Origin of the sequence: Microbacterium sp., assembly GCF_046295495.1 — a bacterium.
In the GTDB taxonomy this organism is placed as follows: Bacteria; Actinomycetota; Actinomycetes; order Actinomycetales; family Microbacteriaceae; genus Microbacterium.
In genome coordinates this window covers 1-10,822 of record NZ_JBKBNC010000026.1, presented here as the reverse complement: position 1 = coordinate 10,822, position 10,822 = coordinate 1, and the positions used below count along the sequence as shown (strand labels likewise).

The window sequence follows — 10,822 nt, the reverse complement described above, 5'->3', positions numbered from 1 at the left end:
TCGCCGTGTCCAGTCCAATTCTTGACGCGTATGGGGACCTGCGGTATAACCGCGTGCGCCCGTCGAGCATTCCCCTCCGCCCTCGAGGTCAGACGCGCCGGAAACGGAGGCGATCGCCGGGTCTCGCCTGCGCGAGCCCGTCGAGGGCGGCATCCGTCACCACGGCGATCACCGGGTAGCCGCCCGTGACGGGGCCGTCCGCCAGCAGGACGACCGGGCGCCCGTGCGGGGGCACCTGGATCGCTCCCGGCCGCATCCCCTCGCTGGGGAGTTCGTCGCCACGAGCGCGGCCGAGAGCGGGACCGTCGAGGCGGATGCCCACGCGATCGACGTCGCTCGAGACGGTCCACTCCGCTCTCGACAGCGTCGAGACGGCATCCGCGGTGAACCAGTCCGCCCGGGGCCCGTCGGCGATCGCGACCTCGCGGAGGGCCGGGGGGACCGACCAGGGGAAGGTGTCGAGGACCGGGACCGCGGATGCCGCGGGCCCGACGTCGATGACGTCACCGGCGCGCATCGGCGCGGGCCCGAGACCGGCCAGCGCGTCGTACGCCCGCGACCCCAGGGCGGCGGGCGCCAGGATCCCCCCGCGCACGGCGAGATAGGCGCGAAGGCTCGCGCGAGCATGACCGACGCGCAGCTCCGCTCCGGCCGGCACGAGCCGGGGCGCGTAGGTGTCGACCGCTCGATCGGCGACGACGACGTCGACGAGCGCGCCGGTCACGCAGACCCACGTGTCTCTCTCGGCGCGGGCGATGAAGCCGCCGAGGGCGATCTCCAGGCCGGCCGCGCCCTCGTCGTTGCCGACGAGTCGGTTGGCCACGCGCAGGGCCTCGCGATCGAGGGCTCCGGCCCGGCCGATCCCGAGCGCGGCGCGACCGGGGCGTCCGAGGTCCTGCACGGTGGCGAAGGCGCCGGGGTCGACGACGCGGAGAGCGGAGCGCGACCCATCGCCGGGGCGGTGTGCGGCGGCCGACGCCGCGAAGGGGATTCCGGCAGGGAACGAGGCGGGGGCGGCATCCGGTCCTCCGCTCGCGGGATGTTCAGCGCTCGCGACCGGTGCGCCACAGGTACCCGGGGGCGCCGCCGGAGGAGGCGTCGGCCCCTCGGCGGGCTCGGCGTCCTCCCGTGCGAACGCGGCGGCCCGCGTCGCGGCGGGATCGGCACGCGCGGGCCCCGCGGCCGCGACGACCGCGCGCTCCGGCACGAACCGCACGCGCGCTCGGGGCGGCAACAGCACCGGTCGAGCGGCATCCGGGTCGAAGAGCACGGCGTCGGTGGTGCCGATCAGCCGCCACCCCCCGGGCGTCTCGCGGGGATAGGCGCCGCTGAAGCCGCCCGCGAGTCCGACGGACCCGGCCGGGACGCGCGTGCGCGGTCGCGCCAGGCGCGGCACGTCGAAGGGCCACTCCGCGCTGACGAGGTAGGCGAACCCCGGCGCGAACCCCGTGAACGCGACGCTCCATTCGACGCCCGCGTGGCGCGAGACGAGGTCGGCCGCGGGGATGCCGAGCAGTCTCGCGGTGTCGTCGAGGTCGACGCCGTCGTAACGCAGGGGCACCTCCACGAGAGCACCGGGTCGCGCCCCGACGACGGAGGACCGCACGCAGCGGCCGATCCAGTCCCCGACCGCCGCGCGCGTGGTGCGGCGGGGATCGAACGCGACGAGGACGGTTCGGGCGGCCGGGACGAGTTCCTCCACACCCGCGAGGGGTTCGGCGGCGAGCGCCGCATGCAGCGCCACCACGCCGGCCAGGTCGGAAACCTCGGCGAGCACGGCCCGCTCCCCCATCGGCCGCACGGTGACCCGTGATGGCGTCGCGGCTCCGGGCGCCGGGGTGTCGGCATCCGGGGAGGAGGTCACCACGGCGCCCGGACCCCGACGTCCGCGCCGTCGAGGGCCGCGCGCACCGCACGCGCCATCTCGACCGCGGCGGGGCTGTCGCCGTGCAGGCAGAAGGAGGCCGCGTCCACCTCGATCACGCTGCCGTCGACGGCGTCGACCACCCCGTCGCGCACCAGTCGGAGCGCTCGATCAGCGACGCGGGCGGGCTCGTCGAGGAGGGCGCCCGGTGCTCCTCGCGGCACGAGGGCGCCGTCGCGGGTGTACCCGCGATCGAGGAACGCCTCGCGCACGAAGGGGAGCCCCGCGGATGCCGCGGCCCCGGCGATCGCGCCGGGCAAGCCGAGCACGGGGAGGGGCCGACCGAGGCGGGCCGCGTGGTCGGCTATGGCCGCGACGACGGCGGCCGCCTGCCCGGCGTCGGCGGTGACGGCGTGGTACAGCGCGCCATGGGGTTTCACGTAGCGCAGATCGGCACCCGCGGCGGCCAGCGCGTCGAGCTGCGCGGCGACGCTCACGCGAAGGTCCGCCGGCGTCGGGTCGCGACGCACCCGCCCGAAGTTCTCGCGGTCGTCGTAGGAGGGGTGCGCTCCGACGGCGACACCGAAGCGGGCGGCCCTCTCGACGGCATCCGTCATCGACGCGGCATCGCCCGCGTGCCCGCCGCAGGCGATGTTGGCGCTGGAGACGAGGGCGAACATGGCTTCGTCGTCGGCGGTCGGCATCCCCTCGACGGTTTCGCCCAGGTCGGCGTTGAGGTCCACGCGCATGCTGCCACGGTAGCGCCGTGCGAGTCGGCGGGAACCGACGCTGCGGGTGGGATTCGGGCGACGAAACCCGGCGACTCACGCGCTCGACGGCGCCGGCCCGCGTTACGGGGGTGTGACGATCGCACGGAAGGGCTGGGCAGGACGACCGCGGCAGGTGAGGATGGGGGGATGACCTCCGATGTCGCCGGTCCCCCCGCTCCGGCATCCCCCCGCCCCCTGCTCTCCGTTCGCGACCTCGCCGTCGACTTCGCCACCATGGACGGCCCGGTGCGCGCCGTCGATGGGGTGAGCCTCGACATCCACGCGGGTGAAACCATCGCGATCGTCGGCGAGTCCGGCTCCGGCAAGTCCACGACCGCGATGGCGATCATCGGGCTGTTGGCCTCCGGCGGGCGCGTCGCCCGCGGCCAGATCCTGCTCGACGGCGAAGACCTCACGACGTTCGGCGAAGCCCGCATGCGTCAGGTGCGCGGGCGACAGATCGGCCTCGTGCCGCAGGACCCGATGTCGAACCTCAACCCCGTCGCGAAGATCGGCACGCAGGTGGCCGAGACGCTGCTCGCCCACGGACTCGCGGACCGCTCCACGCTCAAGGGCAAGGTGGTCGAGGCGCTCGAGGCCGCCGGACTCCCGGATGCCGAGAAGCGGGCGACGCAGTACCCGCACGAGTTCTCCGGCGGCATGCGCCAGCGCGCGCTCATCGCCATCGGGCTGGCGTGCCGGCCGCGACTGCTCATCGCCGACGAGCCGACCAGCGCCCTCGACGTCACCGTGCAGCAGACGATCCTCGACCAGATCGACAAGCAGACGAACGAGCTCGGCGCAGCCGTCCTCCTCATCACCCACGACCTCGGTCTCGCCGCGGAGCGTGCCTCGAGAGTCGTCGTGATGCACCGCGGTCGCGTCGTCGAGCAGGGACCGGCGCGGCAGATCCTCGAGGACCCGCAGCACGAGTACACGAAATCCCTCGTGGCCGCCGCTCCGTCGGTCGCCGCCGTACGGCTGCGCCCCGAGGACTTCCGCGGCGAGCGCACGGTCGAGCCCGCGCGCGACCACATCGTGGAGATCACCAACCTCACCAAGGTCTACCCCGTGCGGGGCCGCGGCGACGACTTCCGCGCGGTCGACGACGTGTCACTGTCGATTCCGCGCGGTCAGACCGTCGCGATCGTCGGCGAATCGGGCTCCGGCAAGACCACCACGGCCCGCATGCTGCTGAAGGTGGTCGAGCCCACGAGCGGATCGATCCTGTTCGACGGGCAGGACGTCACGGCACTGAAGGGCGACGCGCTGCGGCAGTTCCGTCAGAAGGTGCAGCCGATCTTCCAGGACCCCTACTCGAGCCTGAACCCGATGTTCACCGTCGAGCGCATCGTCGAGGAACCCCTCAACGTCTACAAGCGCGGGTCGAAGGCCGAGCGGGCCACGCGCGTGCGTCAGCTCATGGACGACGTCGCCCTGCCGGCATCCATGCTGCGCCGCTACCCCTCCGAGCTGTCGGGCGGGCAGCGACAGCGCGTCGCGATCGCGCGGGCCCTCGCCCTCTCGCCCGAGCTGATCGTGTGCGACGAGCCGGTGTCGGCGCTCGACGTGCTCGTGCAGGCGCAGATCCTCGAGCTTCTCGGCGACCTGCAGCGCGAGTACGGCCTGAGCTACCTCTTCATCTCGCACGACCTCGCGGTGGTGCGCCTCATCAGCGACTACGTGTGCGTGATGAAGGACGGGCGCCTGGTCGAGGCGGCATCCAGTGAAGAGGTCTTCACCAATCCCCGCGACCCGTACACGCGGCGCCTGCTCGCCTCGATTCCGGGGAACGAGCTGGGTCTGACCGGCTGAGGAGCCGCCCGCGCTCCGCTCAGAACAGGGGATCGTTCGGAGACAGGCCGCGTCAGCGCGACGCGGCCCTGTTCTCGAACGATGCCCTGTTCTCGCGGCGGTGACAGCCGCGGCGGTGACAGCGACGCCGCGGCCCCCACCGCACGGGCGGGGGCCGGAACAGCGACGCGACGCGCTACCGCGCCCGCGTCCGCGGGTCCATCGCCTCGCGGAGGGATTCGCCCAGCAGCGTGAAGCCCAGCGCGGTCACCGCGATGCAGATGCCCGGCAGGAACGCCAGCCACGGGGCGATCGCCAGCTCGGCCTGCGCGTAGGTGAGCATGCGGCCCCACTCGGCGGTCTGCGGGAGTCCGCCGCCGAGGCCCAGGAACGACAGGGCCGCGGCGTCGATGACGGCGGTCGCGAGCGTGAGCGTCCCCTGCACGATCACGGGCCCGACGCTGTTGGGCAGCACATGGGTCATGGTGATCGAGCGCCGGCTCAGGCCCAGGGTCTGCGCCGACAGCACGTAGTCGGCGCCGCGTTGCTGCAGCATCGACGCCCGCAGCAGACGCGCGAAGACCGGCACCTGCGACGCGCCGATCGCGATCATGATCGCGAGCTGGCTCTGCCCGAGGATCGCCGCGATCGACACGGCGAGCAGCAGGTTGGGCACCGAGAGCAGGATGTCGACGAAGCGCATGACGAGCGCATCGACCCATCCGCCGAACATGCCGGCGAGCAGCCCGAGGAACATGCCGCCGAGAAGACCGAGAGCGGTCGAGATCACACCGATCTGCAGCGAGGCCTGCGCACCCCAGATGAGCTTGGACAGCACGTCGCCACCGAAGCGGTCGAGACCGAGGGGGAACTCCGCCATCTCGCCCGGCCCGGGGATGTCGGTCGGCGTGATGAAACGCTGACCCGGCAGCGACTCGGCCGGATAAGGCGCGAGCAGCGGTGCGAGGGCGGCCACGAGCAGGAACGCGAGCACGATGATCGCGCCGATCCAGGCGACGGGGCTGCGGCGCAGGCGCTGGAACACGTCGTGCCAGAAGCCGCCGCGGGTCTGCGCGGCCATCAGCTGCGAATCGACCACCGCGTTGTCGTCGACGGGACCGCCGCTCGGGGCGGGAGGAAGGATGCCGGAGCTCACTGGACTCTCACTCTCGGGTCGATGACGCTGTACGACAGGTCGACCAGCAGGTTGATGAGCGCGTACGCGATCGCGATGAAGATGATGAAGCCCTGCAGCACCGGGAAGTCGCGCGTGAAGATCGCCCGCGCGAGGAACTGCCCGATGCCCGGGAAGGCGAAGACCGTCTCGGTGAGCACCGCCCCCGAGATGAGCAGGCCCGCCTGAAGACCCACCGTCGTGATGACGGGGAGCATGGCGTTGCGCAGGATGAAGCGGTTGCGCAGCGTCGAGACGCCGATGCCCTTCGCGCGTCCCGTGCGCAAGTAGTCGGCGTTCTGCACCTCGAGCACCGACGCGCGGGTGATGCGCACGATGATCGCGAGCGGGATGGTGCCGAGCGCGATGGCCGGCAGGATCAGGTGGAGGAGGGCATCCCATGACGCGTCGAATTCGCCCGTGATGAGGCCGTCGAAGACGTAGAGGTTCGTGTAGTGGGTGGCGTCGATGCGCGGGTTCTGCCGCCCGTCGGAGGGCAGCCAGCCCAGCTGCACGGCGAAGACGTACTTCAGGATGAACGCCAGGAAGAACACCGGGATCGTGATGCCGATGAGGCTGAGCACGACCGCGGTGTGGTCCCAGATCTTGCCGTGGCGACGCGCGGCCCAGTAGCCGAGCGGGATGCCGATGCCCACCGCGACGATGAGGGCGCCGATCGACAGCTCGAGGGTGGCCGGGAAACGGCGCACGAACTCCTCGAGGACGGGGCGCCCGGTCTGGATCGAGGAGCCGAAGTCGCCGGTGGCCAGTCGACCGAGCCACGTGAAGTACTGCACGTACAGCGGCTCGTTGAAGCCGTAGAGCTCGTTGATGCGGGCGACGGCCTCGGGCGTCGCCCGCTCACCCAGCAGGGCGACGGCGGGACCGCCGGGGAGCGCGCGCACCCAGGCGAAGAGGAGGATGGACAGGCCGAACAGGGTCGGGATGAGCAGGAGCAGGCGCCTGCCGATGGTGCGGAGCACGGGTTCTCACAGGGAGTCGGGAGCGGGGGGACGCGGGATGCCGCGGGCCCCGGCACCAGGGCGGCGCCGGGCCTGCGGCATCCCGTCACCGCGGGCCCCGACGCCGAAGCGACGCGGGGCCCGCGGCATCCGGATCACTCGGAGAGCTGGATCTGGTTGTAGACCTCGTCCTGCACGGGGCTGGCCGGGTACGACGTCACGCGGGGCGCGAAGGCGAGCGTGGGCACCGGGTTGGCCAGCGGCACACCCGGCAGGAACGTCGCGATCTGCTCGTTCACGGCCTGGTACGCCGGGTCCTGCTCGGACTCGGTCGCAAGTCCCCGGGCCGAGGTGAGCGCCGAGAACAGCTCGGCGTTGTCGAAGCCCCACTCGTTGGAGGGTCCGCCGAAGAACGTGCCCACGAAGTTGTCGGGGTCGTTGTAGTCGCCGGTCCAGCCGAGCAGGTGGATGCCGTGGGTGCTGCCGCCCTGGATGAGGTCGAGGTACTCGCCCCACTCGTTCGAGACCGGGTTGACGACGATGCCCACCGCCTGCAGCTGCGACTGCAGGTTGGTGAAGATCTGCTCGGGGTTCGGCATGTACGGTCGCGAGATGTTCACGGGGTAGTTGAACGTGATCGTCAGCGGGTTGGCCTCGGTGTACCCGGCCTCGGCGAGCAGCGCCTTGGCGGCATCCTGGTCGAAGTCGTAGGTGGTCACGCCGGAGTTGAAGCCGATGACGCTGTCGGGCATGAACTGGGATGCCACGGTGGTGCCCTCGGGCAGCACCTGGGTGACCAGCTGCTGCTTGTCGATCGCCTGCGCGATGGCCTGGCGCACGCGGATGTCGCTCAGCGCCGGGTCGGCCTGGTTCATGCCGAGGTAGAGGATGTTGAACGGGTCGCGGTTGGTGAGCATGTAGCCCGCGCTCTCGAGGGCGCCGAGGTCGGCCGGGGCGACCAGGTCGTAGCCGTCGATCGAGCCGGATTCGAGGGCCTGACGGCGCGCGGTGGTGTCGCCGATCACGCGGAAGATGACCTCCTGCACCTGGCCCTGCTCGCCCCAGTAGCCGTCGTAGGCCGAGACGGTCGCCTCGGCGCCGGGCTCCCACGAGTCGAACTCGAAGGGGCCGGTGCCGGTGGGGTGGCCCTGGGCGTACTCGCTGAGGGTGGGCGCCTCGGAGGTGCCGCCCACCTCGTCGGCCTGGTACTCCTGCAGGGCCGTGGGGCTCTGAATCGCGAAGGCCGGGAGCGAGAGCGCCGGGATGAAGCCGGCGAACGGCTCGGTGAGCGTGATGGTCACCTCGGTCGGGCTCGCGGCCTCGCAGCCGCCGTAGATCGAGGAGCCGGTGTCGGCGTACCCGCGCATGATCTTGCCCCAGTAGTACGACAGGCTCTCGGACTGCGCGATACCGGTGAAGTTGTTCTGGCGGTCGAAGTTGAAGCACACCGCGTCGGCGTTGAACTCCGTGCCGTCGTGGAAGGTCACGCCCTCTTTGAGCTCGAAGGTGTACGACAGGCCGTCGTCGGACTGCGTCCAGCTCTCGGCGAGCATGGGCGCGGGGTCGGCGGTGCCGGGCTCGACGCCGACGAGGCCCTCGAAGATCTGACGCGAGATGCGGAACGATTCGCCGTCGCTCGCGAAGGCGGGGTCGAGGCTGGAGGGATCGCCCGAGGCGCCGAAGACGAAGGTCGAGTCGACGTCGCCGCCGGCATCGCCCCCGCCGGCGTCGTCGCGCTGACTGGTGCAGCCCGAGAGGGTGAGGGCGCCGATCGCGACGGCGGCCCCGCCGATCAGCAGACGGCGTCGTAGGGTACTGAGCATTTTTCGTGGCACCTTCCGGGGGGTGAAGGGAGGAGGACGACGGCGCTGTCACGTCGTCGTGCCGCGCTCCGCTTGCTGTGTTCCCCCGACCGTACAGGGCGGGCCGCGTCGCGCCCATTGCTCCTTTGTATCGATCGTGTTTCGGCATCCGGCATCCTGAGCCCTTCGACGAGCCCCCACGATGCATTCCGTTCCCGTCCGCGCTCGCCGCCTTCGCACCCTGCCCAGTCCTCCCCGTCCGGCGCGCGGGAGTGGGCCGTTCCCCCGCGAACCGCCCGGCCGTGTCGTGGGAGGCGCCTCGGAAGCGACGGGTTCCGTCGGCTCAGGCGGACGGAGGGGCCGAGTAGCGTGAGGATCATGGCACGCATGCGCATCGAACCCGACGACGCCCCCACGGCGCGACTCTCGGACGGGACGATCGCACGCGTGTCGCCCTCGGGGTTCGTCGCGGGCTTCGAACTCGTCGTCGACGGCACGCCGCAGTCGCACGTCGACCTCGACGACCCCACGCACCTGCACTTCGAGTACGTGGCGCGCATGGGCGCGGTCATCGACCGCCTCCGGATGCCGGGACAACCCCTGACCGCCGTGCACCTGGGCGCGGGCGCGCTGACGCTCCCCCGCTACGTCGAGGCGACGCGGCCGGGCTCCCGGCAGCAGGTCGTCGAGCTCGAGCCGGCCCTGTGGGATCTCGTGCGCGAGAACCTCGCCCTCCCCCGCGGCGCCGCGATCCGCGTGCGCATCGGCGACGCCCGCGCCGGGCTCGCGCGCCTGCCCGGCGGCCTGCACGGAGCGGTCGACCTGCTCGTCAGCGACGTCTACTCGGGCGCGCAGACGCCCGCGCACCTGACCACGGTGGAGTTCTACCGGGAGGCCGCCTCGCTGCTCGCGCCCGACGGCGTGCTGCTGGTGAACGTCTCGGACGGGCCGGGCCTGGCGTTCGCGCGTCGGCAGGTCGCGACGATCCTCGAGGTGCTGCCCGAGGTGATCGTGCTCGCCGAGGTGCAGGTGCTCAAGGGCCGCCGGTTCGGCAACCTCGTGGTCGCGGCCTCGGCCGCCCCGCTGCCCGTCGAGTGGCTGCCGCGGCTGATGGCGGCCGGCCCCCACCCGGCCAAGGTCGCTCAGGGCGAGGAGATCGCGGAGTTCGTGCGCGGATCCCGACCCGCGACCGACGCCGACGCGACCCCCTCGCCGAAGCCCTCGGCGTCGATCTTCGAACGCTGATCCGGGCGCTTTCGCACCCCGACCGCGTGGCGCGTGCGGTGTCGGCGCGCGGGCGACGCACACTGGAAGTCCTGCCCGACCGAGAGGAGCGACGGTGAGCTACATCCACGGGTACGACCCCGACACGCTGCGCGAGATCACCGACTCCCGCGAGTGCCAGGAGCGTCTCGAGGAGATCGGTTCGCAGCGCAGCCTGCACGCCCTCCTCGAGAGGGTCTGGCTGCTGAAGGTGCTGGACCGGTTCGACGAGGCACTGTCGATCTCGGAGCAGTCGGTGCGCGTGGCGCGCATGGCCGGAACGCGTCGCGATCTGCTGCGCGCGCGCATCCTGCACGCCACGATCATGCAGTGCCGCGGCGCGTACGCCGCCGCCGAGCAGGAACTCACCATGTGCGCGGAGGAGGCCGAGGGCCAGGGCTGGGCGAGCATCGCCGCGTTCGCGCTCCAGCACCGCGGCAAGGTGCACTACGACGAGGGCGACTACGACGCCGCACGCCGCGACTTCAAGCAGGCGCTCTTCCTGCGTCAGAACTCCGGCGCCACCGACGCGCAACTCGAGTCGACGCTGCTCGCGATCGACGCGGCCGACCGGCGCCGCACGCGCGAGGTCGTCGCGAGCTGAGTGTCGTAGGCCCCGCTTAGTCTTCCGGTCATGTCCGATCTGCAGCGCGTACGCACGTGGGCCGAGGCGTTGATCGCCCTGCACCTCGACCCGTCGTGGTCGTTCGGGTTCGACAACGCCAAGCGCCGCGCGGGGTTGTGCGACTACGGGCGCAAGCGCATCAGCGTCTCCCGCTATCTCGCCGCGCGCTACGACGACGACACCAATCACCAGACGCTCCTGCACGAGGTGGCGCACGCGCTCGCGGGCGCCACGGCCGGGCACGGCCCCGCCTGGAAGCGCACCGCGCACGACCTCGGATACGTCGGCGGCACCACGCACGCGGGCGAGACCGCGAACGAACTCGCCCCCTGGGTGGGCACCTGTCCGGTCGGACACGTCGCCTACCGGCACCGCCGCGCCACCCGCCCCACCTCGTGCGCGAAGTGCGCCCCCTCCTTCGATCCCCGCTACGCCCTGTCGTGGGTGCGGCGCGAGATCACCCCGGCCGAGCGTCTCGCGGCGGCGACGCCGCGGTAGCCGCGGCTCGCGTCGGCGACGCCGCGGGGGCAGAGCGCTCGGCGGGCGGGCGCTCTGCCCCCGCGGCGTC

General features: G+C 72.1%; 9 protein-coding genes. 4 read left to right on the top strand and 5 right to left on the bottom strand.

What is annotated here, in order from left to right; genetic code table 11:
- Positions 1-88 precede the first annotated feature (88 nt).
- The gene (locus tag ACK4LS_RS10425) at positions 89-1,792 is read right to left on the bottom strand and encodes a 5-oxoprolinase/urea amidolyase family protein (RefSeq protein WP_409716847.1); all 1,704 of its coding nucleotides are present in this window, start codon (positions 1,790-1,792) and stop codon (positions 89-91) included.
- Positions 1,793-1,860: 68 nt separating this feature from the next.
- A complete protein-coding gene (locus tag ACK4LS_RS10420; RefSeq protein WP_409716818.1) occupies positions 1,861-2,613 on the bottom strand; it encodes a 5-oxoprolinase subunit PxpA in 753 nt (250 codons plus the stop codon).
- A gap of 168 nt (positions 2,614-2,781) precedes the next feature.
- Between ACK4LS_RS10420 and ACK4LS_RS10415 the strand changes: the two genes are divergently transcribed.
- The gene (locus tag ACK4LS_RS10415; RefSeq protein WP_409716816.1) at positions 2,782-4,449 is read left to right on the top strand and encodes an ABC transporter ATP-binding protein; all 1,668 of its coding nucleotides are present in this window, start codon (positions 2,782-2,784) and stop codon (positions 4,447-4,449) included.
- A 175-nt stretch (positions 4,450-4,624) separates the two neighbouring features.
- Here the strand turns inward: ACK4LS_RS10415 and ACK4LS_RS10410 are convergent, their stop codons facing one another.
- The 3 genes from ACK4LS_RS10410 to ACK4LS_RS10400 form a co-directional block, all read right to left on the bottom strand.
- Positions 4,625-5,509, bottom strand: a complete 885-nt coding sequence (locus tag ACK4LS_RS10410; protein WP_409716845.1) for an ABC transporter permease — start codon at positions 5,507-5,509, stop codon at positions 4,625-4,627.
- A 71-nt stretch (positions 5,510-5,580) separates the two neighbouring features.
- On the bottom strand, positions 5,581-6,585 hold the full coding sequence (locus ACK4LS_RS10405; protein WP_409716814.1) for an ABC transporter permease: 1,005 nt from the start codon (positions 6,583-6,585) through the stop codon (positions 5,581-5,583).
- A gap of 134 nt (positions 6,586-6,719) precedes the next feature.
- Positions 6,720-8,387 (bottom strand): ABC transporter substrate-binding protein, encoded by a 1,668-nt coding sequence (locus tag ACK4LS_RS10400; RefSeq protein ID WP_409716812.1) that lies wholly within the window; start codon positions 8,385-8,387, stop codon positions 6,720-6,722.
- Positions 8,388-8,744: 357 nt separating this feature from the next.
- On the opposite strand from ACK4LS_RS10400, the gene ACK4LS_RS10395 reads away from it, so the two are divergent.
- The 3 genes from ACK4LS_RS10395 to ACK4LS_RS10385 all read left to right on the top strand — a co-directional run bounded on the left by ACK4LS_RS10395 (position 8,745) and on the right by ACK4LS_RS10385 (position 10,752).
- Positions 8,745-9,611, top strand: coding sequence for a spermidine synthase (locus ACK4LS_RS10395; RefSeq protein ID WP_409716810.1), 867 nt, complete (start codon positions 8,745-8,747; stop codon positions 9,609-9,611).
- Between the two features lie 94 nt (positions 9,612-9,705).
- Positions 9,706-10,233, top strand: coding sequence for a tetratricopeptide repeat protein (locus tag ACK4LS_RS10390; RefSeq protein WP_409716808.1), 528 nt, complete (start codon positions 9,706-9,708; stop codon positions 10,231-10,233).
- Positions 10,234-10,263: 30 nt separating this feature from the next.
- Complete coding sequence (locus ACK4LS_RS10385; RefSeq protein ID WP_409716806.1) at positions 10,264-10,752, top strand: SprT-like domain-containing protein; 489 nt, start codon at positions 10,264-10,266, stop codon at positions 10,750-10,752.
- Positions 10,753-10,822: the final 70 nt, after the last annotated feature.

Coding starts and splice junctions, on each gene's coding strand:
- ACK4LS_RS10425 (WP_409716847.1), bottom strand. CDS start 1,792: ATGGGGGAGCGGGCCGTGCTCGCCGAGGTTTCCGACCTGGCCGGCGTG.
- ACK4LS_RS10420 (WP_409716818.1), bottom strand. CDS start 2,613: ATGCGCGTGGACCTCAACGCCGACCTGGGCGAAACCGTCGAGGGGATG.
- ACK4LS_RS10415 (WP_409716816.1), top strand. CDS start 2,782: ATGACCTCCGATGTCGCCGGTCCCCCCGCTCCGGCATCCCCCCGCCCC.
- ACK4LS_RS10410 (WP_409716845.1), bottom strand. CDS start 5,509: ATGGCCGCGCAGACCCGCGGCGGCTTCTGGCACGACGTGTTCCAGCGC.
- ACK4LS_RS10400 (WP_409716812.1), bottom strand. CDS start 8,387: ATGCTCAGTACCCTACGACGCCGTCTGCTGATCGGCGGGGCCGCCGTC.
- ACK4LS_RS10395 (WP_409716810.1), top strand. CDS start 8,745: ATGGCACGCATGCGCATCGAACCCGACGACGCCCCCACGGCGCGACTC.
- ACK4LS_RS10385 (WP_409716806.1), top strand. CDS start 10,264: ATGTCCGATCTGCAGCGCGTACGCACGTGGGCCGAGGCGTTGATCGCC.